The 19,852-nt window shown below is 67.9% G+C and carries 19 protein-coding genes; 3 read left to right on the top strand and 16 right to left on the bottom strand.

The window, feature by feature from the left end; translation table 11 throughout:
- Positions 1-7: 7 nt before the first annotated feature.
- Positions 8-1,177, top strand: a complete 1,170-nt coding sequence (locus HEB94_RS34095) for a C45 family peptidase (protein WP_192753645.1) — start codon at positions 8-10, stop codon at positions 1,175-1,177.
- Here HEB94_RS34095 and HEB94_RS34090 read toward each other — a convergent pair.
- The 15 genes from HEB94_RS34090 to HEB94_RS34020 all read right to left on the bottom strand — a co-directional run bounded on the left by HEB94_RS34090 (position 1,143) and on the right by HEB94_RS34020 (position 16,788).
- On the bottom strand, positions 1,143-1,439 hold the full coding sequence (locus tag HEB94_RS34090) for a hypothetical protein (RefSeq protein WP_192753644.1): 297 nt from the start codon (positions 1,437-1,439) through the stop codon (positions 1,143-1,145). The genes HEB94_RS34095 and HEB94_RS34090 overlap by 35 nt on opposite strands.
- Before the next feature lie 261 nt (positions 1,440-1,700).
- Complete coding sequence (locus tag HEB94_RS34085; RefSeq protein WP_192753643.1) at positions 1,701-3,062, bottom strand: right-handed parallel beta-helix repeat-containing protein; 1,362 nt, start codon at positions 3,060-3,062, stop codon at positions 1,701-1,703.
- Between the two features lie 308 nt (positions 3,063-3,370).
- On the bottom strand, positions 3,371-4,549 hold the full coding sequence (locus HEB94_RS34080; RefSeq protein WP_192753642.1) for a mandelate racemase/muconate lactonizing enzyme family protein: 1,179 nt from the start codon (positions 4,547-4,549) through the stop codon (positions 3,371-3,373).
- A gap of 50 nt (positions 4,550-4,599) precedes the next feature.
- Positions 4,600-5,328 carry a PIG-L deacetylase family protein gene (locus HEB94_RS34075; protein ID WP_192753641.1) on the bottom strand — a complete coding sequence of 243 codons (729 nt, stop codon included), beginning with the start codon at positions 5,326-5,328 and terminating at the stop codon, positions 4,600-4,602.
- Positions 5,328-6,140, bottom strand: coding sequence for an SDR family NAD(P)-dependent oxidoreductase (locus HEB94_RS34070; RefSeq protein ID WP_192753640.1), 813 nt, complete (start codon positions 6,138-6,140; stop codon positions 5,328-5,330). Before HEB94_RS34070 ends, HEB94_RS34075 begins: the two co-directional genes overlap by 1 nt.
- Entirely contained in the window at positions 6,133-7,041 is a 909-nt protein-coding gene (locus HEB94_RS34065) for a dihydrodipicolinate synthase family protein (RefSeq protein ID WP_192753639.1), read from the bottom strand. Before HEB94_RS34065 ends, HEB94_RS34070 begins: the two co-directional genes overlap by 8 nt.
- A complete protein-coding gene (locus HEB94_RS34060) occupies positions 7,038-7,934 on the bottom strand; it encodes an amidohydrolase family protein (RefSeq protein ID WP_192753638.1) in 897 nt (298 codons plus the stop codon). Before HEB94_RS34060 ends, HEB94_RS34065 begins: the two co-directional genes overlap by 4 nt.
- Positions 7,935-9,344 carry a GH39 family glycosyl hydrolase gene (locus HEB94_RS34055; protein WP_192753637.1) on the bottom strand — a complete coding sequence of 470 codons (1,410 nt, stop codon included), beginning with the start codon at positions 9,342-9,344 and terminating at the stop codon, positions 7,935-7,937.
- Between the two features lie 71 nt (positions 9,345-9,415).
- Positions 9,416-10,234: an IclR family transcriptional regulator gene (locus HEB94_RS34050; protein WP_192753636.1), complete on the bottom strand. Its 819-nt coding sequence runs from the start codon at positions 10,232-10,234 to the stop codon at positions 9,416-9,418.
- Positions 10,235-10,236: 2 nt separating this feature from the next.
- Complete coding sequence (locus HEB94_RS53825) at positions 10,237-12,114, bottom strand: glycoside hydrolase (RefSeq protein WP_192753635.1); 1,878 nt, start codon at positions 12,112-12,114, stop codon at positions 10,237-10,239.
- Positions 12,098-13,018: a carbohydrate ABC transporter permease gene (locus HEB94_RS34040; RefSeq protein ID WP_192753634.1), complete on the bottom strand. Its 921-nt coding sequence runs from the start codon at positions 13,016-13,018 to the stop codon at positions 12,098-12,100. The genes HEB94_RS53825 and HEB94_RS34040 overlap by 17 nt, the downstream gene beginning before the upstream one ends.
- Positions 13,011-13,913: a carbohydrate ABC transporter permease gene (locus HEB94_RS34035; protein ID WP_192753633.1), complete on the bottom strand. Its 903-nt coding sequence runs from the start codon at positions 13,911-13,913 to the stop codon at positions 13,011-13,013. The genes HEB94_RS34040 and HEB94_RS34035 overlap by 8 nt, the downstream gene beginning before the upstream one ends.
- Entirely contained in the window at positions 13,913-15,286 is a 1,374-nt protein-coding gene (locus HEB94_RS34030; protein WP_192753632.1) for an ABC transporter substrate-binding protein, read from the bottom strand. The genes HEB94_RS34035 and HEB94_RS34030 overlap by 1 nt, the downstream gene beginning before the upstream one ends.
- A 286-nt stretch (positions 15,287-15,572) precedes the next feature.
- Positions 15,573-16,121 carry an arsinothricin resistance N-acetyltransferase ArsN1 family B gene (locus HEB94_RS34025; protein WP_192753631.1) on the bottom strand — a complete coding sequence of 183 codons (549 nt, stop codon included), beginning with the start codon at positions 16,119-16,121 and terminating at the stop codon, positions 15,573-15,575.
- 64 nt (positions 16,122-16,185) lie between these two features.
- The gene (locus HEB94_RS34020) at positions 16,186-16,788 is read right to left on the bottom strand and encodes a helix-turn-helix domain-containing protein (protein ID WP_192753630.1); all 603 of its coding nucleotides are present in this window, start codon (positions 16,786-16,788) and stop codon (positions 16,186-16,188) included.
- Positions 16,789-16,887: 99 nt separating this feature from the next.
- On the opposite strand from HEB94_RS34020, the gene HEB94_RS34015 reads away from it, so the two are divergent.
- Together HEB94_RS34015 and HEB94_RS34010 are read left to right on the top strand one after the other, a co-directional pair.
- On the top strand, positions 16,888-18,147 hold the full coding sequence (locus HEB94_RS34015) for an IS701 family transposase (RefSeq protein ID WP_192753629.1): 1,260 nt from the start codon (positions 16,888-16,890) through the stop codon (positions 18,145-18,147).
- A gap of 146 nt (positions 18,148-18,293) precedes the next feature.
- Positions 18,294-18,863, top strand: coding sequence for an LOG family protein (locus HEB94_RS34010; RefSeq protein ID WP_202896719.1), 570 nt, complete (start codon positions 18,294-18,296; stop codon positions 18,861-18,863).
- Between the two features lie 162 nt (positions 18,864-19,025).
- Here HEB94_RS34010 and HEB94_RS34005 read toward each other — a convergent pair whose 3' ends face one another.
- The gene (locus HEB94_RS34005; protein WP_192753628.1) at positions 19,026-19,766 is read right to left on the bottom strand and encodes a class I SAM-dependent methyltransferase; all 741 of its coding nucleotides are present in this window, start codon (positions 19,764-19,766) and stop codon (positions 19,026-19,028) included.
- Positions 19,767-19,852 lie beyond the last annotated feature (86 nt).

Genomic DNA, 19,852 nt, shown 5'->3' with positions numbered 1-19,852 from the left:
CACCACCATGACGACGACGCACCGCGAAACCGTGGCCGGCGGCCCCGACGCCTTCATGACCGTCGACCACCTCAGCGTTCACGGCAGCCAGGCAGAGATCGGCCGGACGCTCGCCCAGGAGGCCATGGACCGCTACGGCTGGCGACCCACACCCGCCGATCCCGTCATGAGCCGCGCCCGTCGCGCCTGGTTCGAACGCAACTGGCCCCAGCACCACGCCCGGATGACCGGCGCCGCCGAAGCCGCGGGCGTCGACCCGCGCAACGACGCCGTCCACCTGGACGGCCTGACGGGCGTCCCGGACGGCTCGGCCTGCTCGGCGACCTGGTCCGCGCCGTCGGCGACCGCCGAAGGGCACGCCCTGGTCGGACGCAACTACGACTTCTTCACCGTCGGCTGGCAGCAGCTGTTCGCGCTGCTGGCCGGCGAGGATTCGCCCGCGCAGGAGCCGCCGGCGGCATCCCGCCCCTACGTCATCAACAGCCGCCCCGACGACGGCTTCGCCACGACCCTCATCACGATGAACGACCTGGACGGGTGCATGGAAGGGATCAACGAGCACGGCCTCGCGGTGATGCTCCTGCTCGCCGACGTCGAGTCAGCAGGTGCACCCGTCGACGCCGGTCCGCAGGTCGGGCTGAGCTCGCTGCAGCTGCCCCGATTCGTCCTCGACACCTGCACGGACGTCGAGCAGGCCAAGCAGGCGCTGCTCGGCGCCAAGCAGTACGACCTCGGCGTACCGCTGCACTACCTGATCGCCGACCGGAACGGGCGGGCGTTCGTCTGGGAGCACAGCCGCGGCGGAGTCGACCACGTCATCGAGGCCGACGGTGAGGCGTTGTGTGTGACCAACCACATGCTGCACCCGCCGACCGACCCAGCGAATCCGCCACGGGACAACGCGGAGACCATGCTGACCTACCAGCGGCACGAACACCTGCGCGAACAGGCCAAGGCTGGGCCCATGTCAGCCACACGGCTGCGCGAGGCGCTCGACGACGTGCGCTTCGACGCGCGACAGGCGGGCGCGCTTCCGATGCGTACGTTGTGGCGGACAGTTTTCGACCTGGACGAGCTGACGATGGCCACGCACTTCTACCTCGGCGACGCCCCCGATGGGGGGCTGGTCTACAGCCCGGAGCTCACGTTCCGGCCCGTCGAGCACTGTCGTTCGTGATCCGGCTGCCCGCCTCGTGAGCCTCGCCGGCCTTCTTCTTGTCGCTTCTACCGTCGTTCTTCTTGTCGTCGCCGTCTGAGTGGTCGGCCACCGAGCGCGTCGACTGCTGCACGGTGGTGGCCTCCGGTGCCAGCTTGCCGACACCCTCCACAACCGCGCCAAGCGCGATCACACCCGCCGCTGCTACGCCAATCAATCCGACCAGACTGCAGACGGCAGCCAGGTAGCAGCGTCTCTTTCTGCGCTGTGAATCCAAGCCCATCGGTCGCCCCCCGACATCCGAGATACGCCAAGGCTATGAAGCGCGATGAATCAACTCAAAGGGAATCCTCGGATCGATGAATCCAAAGCCGGACGAAGAACGCGCGGCCGGTACGACAATTTCCTCGACGTGTGGTCGTCGCGACTCCGAATCTCGTGCGCCCCGGGACCGAACAGCAGGTTCGGTCCCGGGGCGACCTGGATGAGCCCCACGTTGTCGTGGTGTCCACCACTATTGGAGTTGGCGCGGACTGGTCGGGGGTCAGCCGAAGCAGTTCGGGATCACGACTCCGGGAGGGTTGCCCTGGCAGTTGGTCGGCCGGTTCTTGATGATCACCGAGTCGTCGTCCACGGTGACCTGGCTGACCCGGCTGAAGATTCCACCGGGCGGGTTCGTCGTGAGGTTCTCGATCACCTCGGACCTGGTCAGGCTGACGCTCGCGTGGTTGAAGTTGGCGATTCCGCCACCCTGCGAGTCCGCGCCAGCGCCGACCGCCCTGTTCTTGTTGATCTCGGTGCGACGGACCACAACCTCGGCGTCGTCGTTCGCGATGCCGGCGAGATTGCGCCCGGTGTGCAGGGGGACGATCTCGACGACGCTGTTTGCGATGCCGCCGCCGAAGGCGCGGCTGGTGTTGTCGTTGACCTTGCTGTCCTCGACCACCGCCAGGCCGCTGACGTTGCTGATGCCGCCACCGTCACTGTCGGCCGTGTTGTGGCGGAGGTTGGTGTGCTGCACATACAGGGTGGCTCCGAAGTTTCCGATGCCGCCACCGGCACCGCCGCTGGTGTTGTTGTTCACCCTGCTGTCCTTGACCCGCGTGATGGCGCTCCCCTCGGCCTCGATGCCGCCGCTGTCGTTCGCCGAGACGTTGTGGTCGATGCGGGCACTGGTGATGTTGGTGACGCCACCGCTGTTCTTGAGTCCCGCTCCGAAGAATTCGGCGGTGTTGTAGCTCAGGCGGCTCCTCTCCACAGTCAGGGACCCGGTGCTGTAGATTCCGCCGCCCGCCCCTGCGGAGTTGTTCCTGACCTGGCTGCCCGTCCCACGAGCGTCACTGTCCTTGCCGTGGCCGTCGCCCAGGACCTTGGTGATGCCGTGGTTGGCGATGGCGCCGCCGAAGGACGCGGACCGGTTCAGCGTGAGTGTGGTGTCCACGAGCGTTGCCCTGCCACCTTCCTGAACCAGGAGAGCGCCGCCACCCGCGTCAGTCTGCGAGTCGCCTCCCTTGACCGTAAGGTCGCGCAGTTCCAGGTCTCCGCCGGAGGCGACGTTGAAGATGCGGAACGCCTCTGCGTTTGCCGCCCGGACGATTGTCGCACCGTTTCCCTCGATGCTGATCCGTTGTGTGATTACCGGGAGTCCGTTGTCGTCCTGGAACGCGGTGAGGGTGTACCTACACTTTGGTTCGAGTTTCAGTCTGGCGCCCCGGTTCGCGTTGGCGTGAACGATCGCCGCGATCAACTCGTCCGGGTCGCAAGGAACCTCCGCCTCCTTTGGCTGCTTCTCATCCTTCCCATTGTCATCTGCGCTCTTGCTTCCGGCGGTCGCCTGCTGCGCCGCGGCCGCCGTGCCTGCGAGCTTGGGCAGGGCCACCGGAGAACCGTTCACGAGCAAGCCCACCGCGGCAAGAGTGGTCACGCCGGCCAGGCCGCCGGCGGCCAGGTACCTGCGCCTACTCCTAGGTTTCGAATCAAGATCCATCGGACGCCCCCCCGATTTGGAAAACATGCAAAGGGAGGCTATTAAGCATCGGAAATCAACTCAAAGAGAATCGTACTTCCAGTGAATTTGAATGCCGTCCTGAAAAGGGTAGGGCGGGGCTTTATGGATTCACAGAAAGAAGCTGTTGCGCAGTGGGGATCGTGCCACGAAAATAGGCTCGGGATCGGCGGTACCTCTCCTGCGAGAACGAGGAAGAGGCTCCTGGGTCAGAGATGTTCGACCGTGTGGGCCCCGACGAACTCGGGATCGATCTCCACGCCGAGCCCGGTTCCGTCAGGCACGGCGACGGTCCCGTCGGAGGCCAGCGTCAAGGAGCCCTGCACGACACCGGCGCTCAGGTCGCTTTGGGCGACGTTGAACTCCACCCACCGCGCCTGCGGCAGCGTGGAAAGGAACTGCAGGCTGTAGGCGTGCAGCAGGTCGGTCAGCCAGGAGTGGGTGACGATCTCCACCCCGGCGGCCTCGGTGTCAACCACCAGTTGCGTGGCCACGGTGAGGCCGCCGCAACGGGACAGGTCGGGTTGGACGACGGCGATCCCGTGGTCGCGGACCAGCCGCCGCAGCTCCCAGATCGTCGCCTGCTGCTCACCTGCCGCGAACCGCAGGTGCGGGAACTCACCCGCCAGCACGGCGTACTGCTCGGTGCATTCGGGGTGGACGATGTCCTCCACCCAGTACGGGTCGATGCCGCTCAACGTCTCCAGCATCGTCATCGTCTCCGCCATGGTCCGCACCCGCGGCCGCCCGGCGTCCTCGACGTACCAGCCGGGGTCGACCATCAGCGAACGATCGGGTCCGAGCGTCTCCCGCAGCGCGACGACGTTGTCCCGGTCCGCGCCCGGGTCGATCCCGAACCCGCCCCACCCGAACTTCATCCCGGTGAAGCCGAGGTCCAGATAGCGCTGGGCCGCTGCGGCGTTCTCCTCCGGTGTCGAGCGGAACAGCGTGGACGCGTACGCCGGCAGCCGGTCCCGTTGTCGTCCACCGAGCGCCTGTGCCAGCGACACCCCGGCCGCCTGGGCCCGGATGGACCACAGGCAGTTGTCCACGGCGGACATGCAGTGCATGGCGACACCACGCCGCCCGTAGTAGGCGGTCGCGACGTACAGCTCGTCCCAGATCGCCTCCACGTCGGCAGGGTCGCGGCCGAGGAGCTGTTCGTGGATGGTGCGGAAGCCCAGCGCGCTCATGCCGTTGCCCTGCAGGACCCGGGCGGCGACCGGGCCCATGGTCTCGACGTCGGACCAGCCCTCCAGCCCCTCGTCGGTGCGGACCCGTACCAGCAGCAGCCAGTCGCCCTGGTCGGTCGCCTCGGCCTCACCGGCGTGGGAGCCGTAGGTCTGGGAGCCGCGCAGCAGGAACGGCGTGACGTCGGTGATCTTCATCGGTGCGCCTCCACATCGGCCCAGCGCTCAGGGGCGGTCGGATCGGTCGGTCAGCTGGTGGTGAGTCGTCCGGGCAGGTCGGAGGGCCAGGGGATACGCCGTTCGGCCAGGCACGGTCGGAACCCCTCGGCGTGCGCGGTCATCAGCCGGGCGCCGGTGACGCGGTCCAGGTCGGCCATCTCGTCGGCGTAGTCGTGGCCGCGCAGGTGCCGCATCACGTCCATCTGGCTGGCGTGGACGCGGATCAGCTCGGCCTTCCGAGCGGCGTGGTTGGGGGTGAGTTCGACGAAGTGGGTGGCCTCGAACCCGTACCCGGCGCCGGTGTCGACGTGGAAGATCCGTGGCACGTGGTCGTTGGCCGGCACCTGCGGTTCGAAGGAGGCGAGGTTGGTCCACAGCGCCGTGTCGGTCACGGCCTTGGCGGTGACCACGTGGTCGGCGTTGTAGTCGTTGGTCCAGTGGGTGAAGATCACGTCGGGGTTGACCTGGCGCAGGGTCGCGATCAGGTCGTGCCGCAGCGACTCATCGTCGTAGAGGAACCCGTCCTCACGCCCCAGGCACAGGTAGGTGGCGTCGAACGCCTTCGCCACGGTCTGGATCTCCACCTCCCGCACCGCCACGGCCCGCTCGTGGGAGTCCGGCCCGGAGAACGGCAGGCCCTTGTCGCCGCCGGTCAGGGTGACGAACGCGATCTCGTGGCCCTGCTCGTGCAGCCGCAGCAGCGTTCCCAGGCAGCGCATCTCGTCGTCAGGATGCGCGAACACACAGGCGTACCTCATCAGGCTTCTCCCTCCGGCAGTCGGGCAAGGGACACGGACAACGCGCCGTCGACGGTCAGGAACGACCCGGAGACGTAGTCGGCGGCGGGGGAGGACAGGAACGCCACGGCCGCCGCGACCTGGCCGACGTCGCCCATCGTGCCGAACGGCAGCGCACGACCGGCCCGCGCCAGGTGCTCCTCGCCGTAGAGGACGACTTCGCCCGGGGTGGCGATCCACCCGGGTACGACGGCATTGACCCGGATCCGCCGGCTCGCCCACTCGTGCGCGAGCGTCCGCACCACCTGGCCGAGCGCGCCGTGCGCGGCGTTGTAGCCGAGGCAGCGGGCGAACGCGTGCGTCTCGTGCAGGGAGCCGATCGCGGTGAACGCCGCACCCGCCGCGAGGCCGGGGCTGGTCGCGAGGGCGCGGAACAGCCCGAACGCGGCGAGCGGGCTGACGGTGAAGCTCAGCCGTACCGAGTCCAGCCCCAGCTCGAGGGCGGGGGTGTGTTCCTCGTGGGCGATCGCGTGCACGGCGCAGCGGACCCGCCCGGCCGCGATCGCGGCGGCCGCCACCTGTTCCCCGAACTCCGGGTCGGCGGCATCAGCCGCGACCGCCACCCCGGAACCGCCGGCCTTCCCGATCTCGGCGGCGGTCTCCTCCGCCCGGTCGAGATCTCGGTCGACGCAGACCACCCGGTCGTGGGAGTCCGCCAGTGCGCGGGCACACGCACCGCCGATGCCGCCGCCCGCACCGGTCACCACCGCCACGCGCGGCACATCGGCCGCCGCGTCAGCCGGGAGGCCGGCCTCGGCCAAGGGGTCAGTCATGGGCGACCGCCTCGCGCAGCAGGGCCTCCAGCCGGTCGATCTCGGCGTACATCCGCTCGTCCACACCACCGTCGACCGGGCCCCGCATCGCCGCGCTGGGGAAGATGCCCTGCCGCATCAGCAGGTACTTCTCGATCGCGACGAAGCTGTCCAGGCTGGTCTGCAGCGACACCATCTGCGCCAGCGGCCCGGCGATCCGGTACGCGGTCGCGAAGTCGCCGGCGTTCAACGCCCGCCACAACGGGACCAGCGCCCACACCAGGTCACCGGCCGGCATGGAGCCGATCGCGCCGCGGCGGAAGCTGTCGATGAGATACATGCCGCCGGTACCCTCGAGCACCCGCGCCTTCCCGCCGGTCGCCTCCAGCAGTTGGGTCAGCTTCGGCCCGATCGGATGCGCCTCCGGCTTGAACAGCACCCGGTCCGGCAACTCCGCGTGCAGCCGCGCCTGCAGGTCGATCGACAGCGCCGACCCGACGTACCCGCTGGCGTCCTGCACGATGACCGGCACCTGCGCCGCCTCGGCGATCGCGCTGAAGTAGGCGAACAGTTCGTCGTCACCGGCCCGGCTCAGCGCCGGCGGGGTCGCCATCACCGCGTCCGCGCCGACCGCGTTCGCGTGCCGCGCATACCGAACGGCGGTGTGGGTGGACTCCGCGCCCACACTGACCACGGCAGCCCCACGCCCGGCGGCGGCCCCGCACATCAGCGCCGCGACCTCCTCGCGTTCGGAGGTGGACAGCCGCAGCACCTCCGACACCATCCCGATCGCCACACCGTCCGTGCCGTTGTCGAACAGCCACTCCACCTGGCGCACGAAGGTGTCCGCGTCGACGGAACCGTCGTCCAGGAACGGCGTCTGCACCACGCACACGACACCGGCCACCTCGACCCCGGTCACGACGCGACCGTCCCGCCCAGCGCCTGCGCGCCGCCCCGGGAACCGTCCAGCCCGAGCAGGGCCAGGGAGTCCCGTTCACAGATCTGCTTCACGTCGGAGTTGGTGACATCGGCCATGCCGAGCGTGCGGCACAGGCCGGCGGCCTCCCGCAAACCGGCGACGGTGCGTTCCACAGTGGAGAACGGATAGTCGGTGCCGAACAGGATCCGGTCGAACACGCGATACTCCTTCGCCGCCGTCAGCGCCTGCGCCAGCTGCCAGGGCCTGGTGTCGAGTGCGGACACGTCGATGTAGAAGTGCTCGTGGCGGCGGATCACGCTCAGCGCCTCCTCGGCCCAGGGGTGCCCGAAGTGGGCGATCCACATCCGCAGGTCCGGGAACCTGCGTGCCACCTTGTCCAGTTGCAGCGGTCGTGCGTAGTCGACGATCGCGGCCGGGGTGAACGTCGTTCCCTGGTGCCAGATCACCGGGATCTGGTGGTGCTCGGCGACCTCCAGCAGGTCGAAGCACGCAGGGTCGTGCGGATGGAAGTGCTGGTAGCAGGGGCCGAGCTTCAACCCCCGCAGCCCCAGTGTGCGGATGGCGTCGTCGAGCCGCTGCGCCGCGTCGGGCCGGGTCGGGTTGACGCTGGCGAACCCGATCAGGTTGTTGTGGCCCGCGACCGTCGCCGCGACGTAGTCGTTGGGTACGTACACCCCGACCGGTTCGGCGTCGAACGCCAACACGATGGAGGTGCCGGCCGACTCCGCGGCCCGGCGGTGCTCCTCCGGGCTCACGTCCCAACTCACCTTCCCCCAGGCCCTGATCTCGTCGCCGGCCAGGGGATCACACACGTGGGCGCCGTGCTGACCCAGGTGCGTGTGCACGTCAACGGCTACTTGCACCTTCTTCATCTATCGAATCCCGTCTCGTTCGGACAGCGTGGCCAGCGCCACGGTGTGCGCCGGCAGGAGGATCTGGTGTTCGAACCTGTCACCGGTGGCGACGACGCGTTCCTCCAACGGCTGTTGGGCAAGGGTGTCCGGACACCAGCGCCGGTCGTCGTCGATCCGGTACAGGGTCAGCTTCTTCGGGCCCGGCACCAGGCCGGAGTACCGCAGGGTGATGATCCGGTCCCGGCAGGCCGCGCGGTCCAGGTTGGTGTTGACCACCAGCGCCGACACCGACCCAGGGCCGGTCGCGGCGTAGGCGTGCAGGTCGCCGTTGGACACCTCGTGACCGACCTGGGTGTCACCGAGCATCCCGAGTAGCTGGTAGACGAAGTACTGCGGCCGCACGTCACCGCGTTCCCCGAACAGGCCGAACCGGTGCGGCACCTCGTTCCAGTGCCGCAGCATGTGCTCGACACCCTTCGCGGAGAAGAAGGGCGCGAACTCGTCCGGATCACACACCTGGTCCCACAGGTGGTAGTAGAACGACCAGACCGGACTCGCCGTGTCGCTGGCCGCTTCCATCGCCAGGATCGAGGCCGCCACCAGCGCGGCCCGGCGCGGGTCGTAGGCCTGCTCGACGACCGAGACCGCCTCGAACGACGTACTCCACTCGGTCACCATCAGCTCCGGCCGCGGCTCCGGGAAGTCCGCCACCAGCCGCCCACCCTCGACCACCCCGGCGGCATGCCGCGACCAGTCGTCGTTGTAGATGTGCCAGGAGACGAAGTCGAGCGGGACGTCGTTCTTGCGGCAGTGCGCCACGAACCCCGGCAACGGCTCGTTGCTCACCCAGCAGGCGGCCGTTCCACCGACCTTGACGTGCGGTGCCGCGGCACGGATCACCGGGGCGGTCAGGTGGTAGAACGCCGCGTAGTCGTCCGGGTCGGGGATGAGGTACGGCGAACCGCCGTCCTCACCGATGTCGGTCTCGTTCCCGATCTCCCAGTGGGTGACCAGATCACGTTCGACGGAGTAGCGGCGGACCAGGGCGGAGACGACCCGCTGCCACTCGCCCACGTCGTTCGGCATCCACGCCGCGTGGTCAACCTGGTCGAAGAGCGGGCCGGGCTTGAGACAGATCGCCGCGACGACCTTCGCGCCGGTGGCGGCGAGGGAGTCCATGTAGGGGTCCAGCCGGCTCCAGTCGAACCGGCCGTGCTCGGGGTAGATGTCGAAGAACTGCTGCATGAAGATCCGGACCAGCCGGGGACGCAGCGCCGCGGCACCCGCGACCACACGTGGCGGCAACGGTGAGGTGTTGATCCCGCCGACCCCCAGCGTGTGGCGCCACAGCTCGACCGGTCCGCGGTGCTCGCCGACGTCGACGTGCACGGTCTCCCGGTCGAGCAGGGAGTAGTCAGGGGCGACCATCGGGGCCTCCTGGGCCTCGTCGGGGGCAAGGACGGGTTGACGACACGCGCGGTGCCGCGGTGACACGGCCATCAGCGCTTCCAGCCGCACAGTCGGGAGATCTGGTCGGCGGCGTGGCGGACGGCCTCGGTGATCTCGGGCAGCCGGGCCTCACTGACCCGGTCGACCGGCCCGGACAGGCTGATGGCGCCGACCACGGCCCCGCCGGCGGCGCGCACTGGTGCGCCGACACAGCGCAGCCCCTCCAGGGACTCCTGGTCGTCGAGGGCGAAGCCCTGCGCGCGCACCCGGGCGAGTTCGGCCTCGAACGCCGCCGGGGTGGTGATCGTGCGTTCGGACACGGCCGGCAGTCCCGGCCCGGCCAGCAGCGCCTCGAGTGCGTCCGGTCCTTCCCAGGCGATGAGGCACTTGCCGAGCGCGGAGACGTGGACGAGGGTGCGTTCGCCGACCTCCGAGGCCATCTTCAACGGGTGTGTGCTCGGGATGACCGCGATGTGCACGACCTCGTTGTCCATCACGACGCCGAGGTGGACCGTCTCGTTGAAGCTCGTGCTCAGGATGGCCATCGCGTCGTGGGCGACCCGCGGCAGCTGCAGGTTGGTCCGGGCGTGGAAGCCGAGGTCGAGCAGCCGGTAGCCCAGCGAGTACCGCTTGGTGTTCGGGTCCTGGGTGACGTAGCCGCGCCGGGCCAGCACCTTCAGGTGCCGAAACACCGTCGCCTTGCTCAGCCCGACCGCTGCCGACAACTCGACCAGCGACATGTCGGTCGCCTCGGCGAGCTTCTCCAACACGTCCAGCGCACGGTCGAGCGGACCCACCTCATATGTGGTGGCCTGCCGCGGGCTGGGCTGGCCGCCGGAGGGAGCCTCGGCCTCGGTTGGTACGGACATGGTCACCGACCCCCGACCTGGGTGGCCCGGCCGTCGATCCGGTACGACGACCCCGCGAGGCTGGTACCGGCGTCGTCGAAGGGCTTCTCACCGGCGTTGACGACGACCTCGGTCCCGTCGGCGTAGGTGGTGCGGCTGACCGTGCCCGCGTCGTCGAGATAGGCGTGCGACAGCATCGGATGCAGCGCTGTCTGTTGGTGCAGGCGGGCCACGGGCAGCGCCTCCCTCAGCAGTCGCTGCGTCTCGGTGTCCTCCCAGGTCACCCAGGACGAGGCGACCGCACCCTCGCCGGCGCCGATCACCGGGAAGTAGCCGAGCACCGGCGACACGGTGGGCGGGTTGCCGCACATCACGTCGTCGAGGATCTTCACCCGGGACCAGTCACCGCCCCAGTAGCTCTTGTTGTACGGGTCGTACTCCCAGCCGTAGGACACGACCGAGTCGTGGTAGACGAGGCCCTGCAGCGGGATGTGCCGGGCGGGTGCGGGGAAGTTGGTCTGCACGCCACGGCGCGGGTTGTTGGAGCAGAAGTCCATGACGTCGAACGCCCAGTCGCACCCGCCTTCCGAGCCGATCAGGTGCCCCCACCCGGCGACCTCGCCCAGCCACGCCCGTCGGGCCTCCCGATCCGCCGAGCGGCTCATCGGATGATCCGGCGACCAGCACTCGCTCAACGCCTTGCAGGTGGTGGTGTCGAAGTGCAGGGCGGCGAAGGTGCCGGCCCGCTCCCGCAGCCGTCGCCCGTGCTCGGCCAGCACCGCATCACATACCCGCGCGTAGCGGTAGTCACGGTTGACCCAGCCCTGCGGCACGCTCCCGTCCCGGTCGACGGCGAGCATCGCCGGGTCGTAGCTCGGGTCGAAGTCGAGGATGTCCTCCAGATAGAACCACGCGAACGGCGTGAAGCCCGCCTCGGTGATCGGTGCCGCGAAGTCCGGGGCGCTGATGAAGGGCTGGTAGTCGTTCAGCCAGGGCCCGGCGTCCCACTGCAGGAAGTCGATCGGCCCCAGCAGCCCGCTGCGGTAGCCGATGTCGCGCAGCCCCGTGAGCACCTGGAGGAGCTTGCGGCGGGAGAACGGCAGATAGCCGGTGCTGAAGTACGGCGCGCCGATGATCCTGCCCACGACGGGACGTTCGGCGATCTTGTCGGCCAGTGACCGGAACCGCCCGGCCGCGACCACGGCCCGCCGGTAGGTCAGGGCGGCCGCGACGTAGCCGGGCTCCTCCAGCAAGGTGTGGGTGACGCGGCGGGGGTAGCGCAGGGTGCCGAGCGAGTCGCGCCAGCCGACGGCGACGTCCACCCCGGTGTCGGTGTCGCTGGTGACGCTGAGCTCGACGTCGTCCTGGTCGACGAAGGTCGACAGCAGCCCGCCGCCGGTCGTGCTGGTCGACCAGAACGGCATCGACAACCCGGTGATGTTGCCGCCCGCGGCGTCGAAGGTGAAGTCGAGTTCGTCGCCGGGCGCGGGGTGGTAGGCGATGCCGTTCGTCGTCTTGATGGGCAGGGCGAGCTCGACCACGCGCGCGTCGGCCGGTCGCAGCGGCGGCGGATACCGCAACGGCGTCGCCACCTCGGCGTCGGTCAACGGCGTGAGCGTGAACGCCACGGTCGCGGGAGTCTGGGCAAGCGCTATCTCGAGGCTGACGACGAGCGCACCGAGCCGCAGTACGGCCCGGCAGCCGCGTTCGAGGGACTCGCACGACTCCAGCCGCACCGGCCCGTCCCCGCCGTTCGCGGCGATCGTCTCCACGCCGGCGAAGGTCCAGCGGTTCGAACCGGACGGGCTCTCGACACTGCCGAGAAGCGTGCCCGGGTCCACGCTGAGGACCACACCCGGCCCGTGCCAGCGCCAGGGGGCGCCGTCATCCCTTGAAAGCACCGGCCGTGATTCCCTTCATGAAGAAGCGCTGGAAGCTCACGAACAGGACCAGCATCGGCAGCAGGCTCAGCACCGCCTGCGCGGTGATGCTCCCGAGATTCTGCTGGAACTGGAGGTTCTGCGTCGCGATCCCGACGGTCAATGTCTTCATCTGGTCGGTCTGGGCGATCAACAGGGGCCACAGGAAGCTGTTCCAGCTGCCGACGAAGGTGAACACCGCCAGCACCGCCATCGGCTGGACGCACAGCGGAGCCACGATCTGCAGGAACGTCCGCAGCGTCGACGCCCCGTCGATCCGGGCCGCCTCCAACAGCGCGTCGGGGATGCCGCGGATGAACTGCCGCATCAGGTAGACACCCAGTGGCCCGGACAACGCCGGCAGGATCATCCCCGCGTAGGTGTCGACCAGGCCGTAGCGGGCGACCAGCAGGTACGTCGGGACGAGCGTGATCGAGAACGGCAGCATCATCGTGCTGATCAGCAACACGAACAGCACACCGCGGCCACGGAACCGCAGCTTGGCGAAGGCGAACCCGGCCAGCAGGTCCACGACCACCGTCAACGCCGTCACCGCGATCCCGATCACGACGCTGTTGAACACCCACCGCGGCAGCTGCGAACCGGTCGCCAGCAACCGGCTGTAGTTGTCCAGCGTCCAGCCGCCCGAGGTGAGGCTGAGGCTCGTGAACGACGAGATGTCCTTCAACGACGCGAGCACCACGATCAGCACCGGGCCCGCGCACACCAGCGACACCACGATCGCGACCAGGTGCAGGCCCGCGGTCCGGGCGATCCCGCGCCCTCCCGGTGCGCGCCCGCTCGGGCGCCGCGCGGAGGTCGACGCGTCGTCCTCGTGGCCGGCCGCCTGGGCGGAGGTGAGGGAAGCCGCGCTCAGATCAGTCATAGGTGGAGTCGTCCGTTCGGGTCAGACGCATGTAGAACCCGGAGATCACCAGGCCGACCAGCAACATGACGACACCCATGGTGGCGGCGTAGCCGACGGATCCTCCGCCGAAGACGTTCTGGTAGATGTACCACATCACCGTGTAGGTGGAGGTTCCCGGACCGCCCTGGGTCATCACGTAGATCATGTCGAACACCTGGATCGACGCGATCGTCGCGAGGACGAGCACGATCTGGATGACCGGCTTCAGCAGCGGCAGCGTGATGGAGAAGAACGACCGGACCGGACCCGCGCCGTCGATGCTCGCCGCCTCGTACAACTCCTGCGGAATGTCGTTGATCCCGGCCATGAAGATGATCGAGTGGAAACCGATCCCGCTCCACACACTGATCACCGCGATCAGCACGATCGCCGACGTACCGGTACTCAACCACGGCAGGTCCCAGCCGAGCATCCGGTTGAAGAACCCGTACAGCGGGCCGATGTCGGGGTCGATCAGCACCTTCCAGATCAGGCCCGTCGCCACGATCGACAGCAGGGAAGGGATGTAGATCAGCGACCGGTAGACCCGCATCCCCGGCAGCGCCGAACTGATCAGCACGCCCACCAACAGCGGGACCACGATGTTGAGCGGCACGGCGACCACGAGGTAGAGCGCGGTGTTCTTCATCGTGTGCCAGAACAGGTCGTCGCCCAGCAGCGACCGGACGTTGTCCAGGCCGACGAAGGTGAACCCACGCAGCAGCGTGCCCCGCTGGAACGCCAGCAGGAACGTGTAGACGAAAGGCACTGCCACAAACGCCAGGAACAACAACACCTTCGGCGCCAGGAAGGCCGCGGCGGCACCGTTGCTCTGCCGCCGCGGCCCGCGACGCCGGTCCGGGAGAACCGGCATCACATGCCCGCGTTCTTGGCCATCGTCCCGATCTGCTTCGACGCCGCCTCGATCATCGAGTCCAGATCCTTCTGACCTGACACGTAGTTGGCGATCTCGCCGGCGAGGTACTGCTCCGCGTTGTAGGGCAACGGACGCGTCAACCGCATCGAGGCACCCTGCGGCAGGCTGTCGTTCAGGAACGTCCGCACCCGCTCGTCGGTGACCGTCGAGAACGCCTCCCCGGAGATGCTGTCCTTCACCGGGAACAACAGCGTCTGCTGGAGGTACTTCGTGGTGTTCTCGTCGTTGGCGACGAACTTGATGAAGTCCAACGCCGTCTGCGGGTTCTCACACTTCGACGACACGCACAGGTAGCCCACCCCGCCGACCACGAACGTGCCGGCCGGGCCCGAGGGCAGGTCGAGCACCTTCAACCGGGTCTTCGGATTCGCCTTGAACGAGTCGACCGTCGGCGGAGCCATCCACTGCACACCCGCCCGACCGGTCATGATCAGGTCGCCCCACTTCTGCGGGTCGGCGTACAACGACATCGGCGTGGACGCACCGGACTCCTGCACCTGGCGCATCAACGTCAGCGCCTCCCGGCCCTCCGGGGTGTCGAAGCCGATGTCCTTGCCGTCCTCGGAGACGTAGTCGGCGCCGTAGGCCCACAGGTAGTTCCACAGGTAGTTGGCCTGGATCTCGTAGGCACCCGGCCAGGCCAGCCCGTAGGTCGCGATGTTCTTGGCGTCGAACCCGCTCTGGCCCAGGACGCGTCCGCCCTTGTCGAAGGTGAGCTTCTTGACGAACTCCGCGAGGTCGGCGTAAGTCTTCGGCAACTCCGGCTTGCCCGCCTTCTCCCACACCGCCTCGTTCATCGCCAGCACCCAGCGACTGGAGTAGTAGGGCAGGCCGTACAACTCGTTGTCGGGACCGCGCGCCGAACCCACCGCGCTCTCGTTGTAGCCGCTGAGCGTGGAGTCGAGGTTCTTGTCGATCTCGTTCAGCGGCGTGAGCGCACCGGCGGAGCCGAACTGGTTCAGCCACAGCAGAATCAGGTAGGACACGTCCGGCGCCGTGCCACCGCCGAACGCCGCGGTGAACTTCGTGAACGCGTCGTTCCACGGCACCAACAGGTGCTTGACCTTGTCGCCGTCGTGTTGGGAGCCGAAGGCCTTGGCCAGGTCGGCGTAGAACTTGTTCTCCCCCTCGGGAAGCTGGCCGGGCGGCTTCCAGAACGTCAGCGACACCGGCGCACCGCCGCTGTCCGCGTCCGTCTTGGGCCCGGCAGGCTGGGCGACGGGACTGCACGCCGCTGCCGCGGCCCCGAGCGCGGCCATCGTGAGCAGCTTCCGTCGTGAGACCTCTGACAACCGCTTCGTCGAATCCATCGTGACCGCCTCACGACCAAGAAGTTTCGTGACATGAAACGCCGTCGTGCTGGATGAAATGATCCGGAAGCGTAGACACAGTCCCGGCCGACGACAAGACCTGAATTCGACGCGATTCTGGCGGCAGGGTCGCGCCCCGCTCACAGAGAGCCGTTCGACACCAAGACGTAACCCGGCCAGCTCCCACTCGGCCGCGATGGAGCGCTGCCTCACCCGGCCGGAGGACTTGCGCCCACCTTGCCGTAGGGCAGCCGCAATGCTGCGAAGGTCGCCCCGATCGGCTCCGTCAACTGGGCTCGGCGGGAGGGTCGTCGCTGCTGGTGATGTTTGTCTGGACCCACGCGACGTCGTGCCATGCTCCGTGCTTCCAGCCGATGCGTCGGTAGGTTCCGACGGGTTCGAAGCCCATGGCGTGATGGAGACCGACACTCGCGTCGTTCGGCAATGTCATTCCGGCGACCGCGGTACGGAATCCTCGCTCCGCCAGCCGGGCGAACAGTGCCTCGTAGAGGGCGCGGCCGGCACCCGTGCGGCGTCGACCGGGCTCCAGGTAGATGCTCAAGGCGCACGACCAGCGGTAGGCCGGACGAGGCCTGAACGGACTGCCGTAGGCGTAGCCGACGACCCGGCCGTGCTCTTCGAGGACGAGCCAGGCGTGGGTGCGGAGCGCGGAGGCGATGCGCTGTGCCATGTCTGCCGGTGTGGGCGGTTCCATCTCGAACGTGATCGCGGTGTCCCTGACGTACGGTGCATAGATCGCCGCGCATGCCTGCGCGTCGTCCGTCGAGGCGTCTCGCACCTTGAGGTCTCCCGTCGGTACGCCGTCCCTGCTCACTGATTGCCATCCTTTCCCTCGGGGTCCTGCCTGGGGACTACTGGGTTCGCCGCGGCGCGTACGCTCACTGGAGGACGACCAACACGGTGTACCGGACCGGATTCGGGCCCGGGTTGCGGAACCGTGAACGCCCCCAGAGGCGAAACCGCAGGACGTCGCCGGTCTGGAGTTCGTGCACGTCACCGTCCAGGGTGATCTCCAGAACGCCGGCCAGTACCCAGATGTGCTGCTCCTGTCCCGGCACGGGCGGTCGGTCGTAGGAGATGTCGGCCCCCGGCTGCAGGAGCCCTTCCATGACCTCGCCGCGCAGTCCCGGGTGGGGTGGGGACACGGACCGTCGGGTGAAGCCGGACGGTCCGTCTCGCCAGACCAACTGCTGGCTGGCTCGCACGAGCTGTGGCGACTCCGACTCCACCTCGGCGAGCAGTTGGGACATCGTTCTCCCGTACGCCGTGCACAGCTTGCCCAGCATGGCCGCCGTCGGGCTGATCTCCGCGCGTTCCAGCCGTGACAGGGTCGACCTGCTGATGCCTGTTCGTCGCGCCAGTTCGTCCAGCGACCAGCCGCGTTCGACCCGCAGTGCGGCGAGTCGGCCCGCCAGACGGTCCTCCACCTGCTCGGGGTCGGAGCTTTGTGCTGCGGCTGTCCACGCCTCGGTCTCGTTCATATCTGGGACTGTATCCCGAATCTGGGACAGCTTGCTAGTAGTACTTTGTTAGGTGTGTCGTTTCGTGTTCTGTGGTTGATGTTCTGACATGGTCGGTGCATGACTCCTGATCAGATAGCGGAGTTGCGGCCGAGGCTTGGCGAGTTCGCAGCCGACATGCTGGGTTGTCTTGCGCGTTCGGATCAGCGTGCCACGGGTGAGTTGTATCTGCGTGGCCTGTTGACTGATGGTCGGCGTAAGTCGATGCAGCCGATGGCGGAGCGGCTGGGTGTGGATCATCAGCGGTTGCAGCAGTTCGTCACTTCCTCGACATGGGATTTCACCGCGGTGCGGCGCAGGTTGAGCTCGTGGGCTGCGCAGGCGATTGGGCCGCGGGCATACGTGATCGACGACACCGGATTCCCCAAGGACGGGCCTGCCTCGGCGTGTGTGGCCTGGCAGTATTCCGGGACGTTGGGCAAGACCGCCAACTGCCAGATCGGGGTGAGTGTTCACGCGGTCAACGACACCTGCTCGGCGGCGGTTGACTGGCGGTTGTTCTGCCCGGAAAGCTGGGACGACAAGGCCTGTGATGATCCCGAGCAGGCCGAGAAGGTCCGCCGGAAGCGAGCCGAATCCAAAGTCCCTGACGACGTGAGGCATGTCGAGAAGTGGCGGCTCGCGCTGGACATGCTTGATGAGCAGACCGAATGGGGGTCGCCGAGGCTTCCCGTCGTTGCCGATGCCGGATATGGGGATTGCACCAGGTTCCGGCTCGGCGTGGAAGAACGTGGCCTGGACTATGTGGTCGCACTCAAAGCCGGCACCAGCGCCCACCCCGGCGAAGCGGAGCCGGTGACACCGCCACCCACCGGTGGTCCTGGCAGACGTCCCAAGCCCCACTACCCGAAGCCGGCATCGAGTCTGCGCGAGATCGCCATGGCGGCCGGCCGCGATGCCTACCAGGAGGTGGCGTGGCGGCAGGGGACCAGAAAAACGAAAGGTAATCCGAGTGCTGCCATGACCTCGAAGTTCGCGGTGTTCGTGGTACGTCCGGCCAACCGCGACATCCCTCGCGCAGACGATGGGACCTTGCCGGCGAAGCTGCTGCTGGTCGAATGGCCCGATGAGGCGAACGAGCCTACCGACTACTGGCTTTCTAACCTGCCTGCCGACACACCGATCGATCAGCTCGTCGACCTGGCAAAGATCCGGTGGCGGATCGAACATGACTACCGCGAACTGAAAACCGGGCTCGGCCTCGACCACTTCGAAGGACGCTCCTGGACCGGCTGGAACCGCCACGTCACACTCGTCGCGATCGCCCAAGCTTTCTGCACCATGGTCAGACTCGACCCAAAACAGGATGCGCCGGCCTGAGCTTGTACGCAGTCGTACACGAGCTACAAATCGTGCTCGCCCTCATCGCCGGCGCATGCCCCACCTGCCGACAAGAAGTCACCATCGACCACATCGAAACACTCGCCCCACCATGATCGACATGACAAAGTCCTACTAGGCTCCGCATGAGCAGTGATCTGCGACCCACCGTGAAACGGATCGCCGTGTTCACCGGATCCACGAGTGGAACCTCACCGGTCTTCGCCAAGTTGGCCTACAGCGTTGGCGAAGAGTTGGCAGCAAATGGCATCGGACTCGTGTACGGCGGTGGGCGGGCCGGATTGATGGGTGCCCTGTCCCAGGGAGCGTTGGACGCCGGCGGCGAGGTGATCGGCGTGATCCCGCAGGCGATGGTCGAACGTGAGTGGGCACGAACAGATGTGACGGTCCTGCGCGTCTGCGACTCGATGCACGAACGCAAGGCCATAATGGCCGGCTACGCCGACGCGTTCGTCGCGATGCCCGGAGGCCTCGGCACATTGGAGGAGATCTTCGAGGTGTGGACCTGGCGGCAGCTCGGCTTCCACCGCAAGCCCGTCGGGTTTTTGAATGAGGAGTTCTGGCAACCCCTGTTCAACACGCTGCAGGGAATCGCGACCGCCGGGTTTCTGTCCAAGGCGACCCTGGACGACGTGATTGTCCACGACAATCTGTGCGACATCCTCGAGGAACTCTCCCGGAGAGTGGGCACCTGACGTCGCGTCTCTGTGCCGGCCGCTGTTCGTCGTGCTGTCTGGTGGAGTGGACGTGGTTCGGCCTCACATACCGACCCGGGACCCGGTGAGGACGGGGTGTCGTCCGCACCGCCCAGGACGAGATCCCGGACGGTGCGGACACGAATGGTGCAGCGCCGACGCTCAGGGTTGTCGGAGCTCGGCTCGATAGCACTCTGTCACGTAGGGCATGCCACTTGGACGTTCTGTGTCCAGGAGTGCGCGGACCCGCCCCAGCAGTTCCTCGCGGATCGCGGGCTCCAGAGTGATCACGTAGCTGCGGGAGGCGACCATGTCCATGGCGTCATCAGCCGTCATCGGGTAACGCCAGCGGAAGTCCTGCCGCTCGACTGGCCCGAACGGCGCGCCCACGCGCTCCACCTGTCGGTCTTCCGTCGGAGCCGCGGCGTAGTCGCGCAGGATCCGGTCCAGCTCCGCGACCCAGGGCACCGACACGTCGCGGAGATTCCACACCAGGCCCAGCCACCCGCCCGGGCGCAGCACCCGGCCAACTTCTGGAACCGCCCGCTCCGGGTCCACCCAGTGCCACGCCTGCGCGCAGACCAGGGCATCCGCGCTCCTGTCCGGAAGTGGGATCGACTCTCCAGTCCCTTCCAGTACCGGCACATCAGGAAGCACCTGCGAGAACCGCTCGCGCATGCCGGCAGAAGGCTCCACCGCGACGACCTCCCGGCCCGGGGCACGCAGCGCGCGGGTCAGCTTGCCGGTACCCGCACCGAGATCGACGACGATCTTCGCGTGCTCGGGCACCAACCAGGTCACTGCCTCCGGCGGGTAGGGCGGGCGGCCACGCTCGTAGGCCTCCGCCGCGGTTCCGAACGAGCCCGCCTGAGCGTTCTTCCTCCGCTCCTCAGGTGTTGTCATACGCGACATCCTGCCAGGCGGCCGCTCGGTGCAGCCGTGTGAAGGGGCGCCTGTTTCACAAGCCTGGCTCGGGTTCGTCGACTGTC

Origin of the sequence: Actinopolymorpha pittospori (assembly GCF_014873875.1) — a bacterium.
Lineage (GTDB): Bacteria > Actinomycetota > Actinomycetes > Propionibacteriales > Actinopolymorphaceae > Actinopolymorpha > Actinopolymorpha pittospori.
This window is presented reverse-complemented; position numbering and strand designations above follow the sequence as displayed.

Excerpts from the sequence above, each read along its gene's own strand:
- HEB94_RS34060 (WP_192753638.1), bottom strand. The coding sequence starts at position 7,934 with ATGAAGAAGGTGCAAGTAGCCGTTGACGTGCACACGCACCTGGGTCAG.
- HEB94_RS34050 (WP_192753636.1), bottom strand. The coding sequence starts at position 10,234 with ATGTCCGTACCAACCGAGGCCGAGGCTCCCTCCGGCGGCCAGCCCAGC.
- HEB94_RS34070 (WP_192753640.1), bottom strand. The coding sequence starts at position 6,140 with ATGACTGACCCCTTGGCCGAGGCCGGCCTCCCGGCTGACGCGGCGGCC.
- HEB94_RS34095 (WP_192753645.1), top strand. The coding sequence starts at position 8 with ATGACGACGACGCACCGCGAAACCGTGGCCGGCGGCCCCGACGCCTTC.
- HEB94_RS34035 (WP_192753633.1), bottom strand. The coding sequence starts at position 13,913 with ATGCCGGTTCTCCCGGACCGGCGTCGCGGGCCGCGGCGGCAGAGCAAC.
- HEB94_RS34090 (WP_192753644.1), bottom strand. The coding sequence starts at position 1,439 with ATGGGCTTGGATTCACAGCGCAGAAAGAGACGCTGCTACCTGGCTGCC.
- HEB94_RS34030 (WP_192753632.1), bottom strand. The coding sequence starts at position 15,286 with ATGGATTCGACGAAGCGGTTGTCAGAGGTCTCACGACGGAAGCTGCTC.
- HEB94_RS34015 (WP_192753629.1), top strand. The coding sequence starts at position 16,888 with ATGACTCCTGATCAGATAGCGGAGTTGCGGCCGAGGCTTGGCGAGTTC.
- HEB94_RS34020 (WP_192753630.1), bottom strand. The coding sequence starts at position 16,788 with ATGAACGAGACCGAGGCGTGGACAGCCGCAGCACAAAGCTCCGACCCC.
- HEB94_RS34055 (WP_192753637.1), bottom strand. The coding sequence starts at position 9,344 with ATGGTCGCCCCTGACTACTCCCTGCTCGACCGGGAGACCGTGCACGTC.
- HEB94_RS34005 (WP_192753628.1), bottom strand. The coding sequence starts at position 19,766 with ATGACAACACCTGAGGAGCGGAGGAAGAACGCTCAGGCGGGCTCGTTC.
- HEB94_RS34075 (WP_192753641.1), bottom strand. The coding sequence starts at position 5,328 with ATGAGGTACGCCTGTGTGTTCGCGCATCCTGACGACGAGATGCGCTGC.
- HEB94_RS34040 (WP_192753634.1), bottom strand. The coding sequence starts at position 13,018 with ATGACTGATCTGAGCGCGGCTTCCCTCACCTCCGCCCAGGCGGCCGGC.
- HEB94_RS34080 (WP_192753642.1), bottom strand. The coding sequence starts at position 4,549 with ATGAAGATCACCGACGTCACGCCGTTCCTGCTGCGCGGCTCCCAGACC.
- HEB94_RS34010 (WP_202896719.1), top strand. The coding sequence starts at position 18,294 with ATGAGCAGTGATCTGCGACCCACCGTGAAACGGATCGCCGTGTTCACC.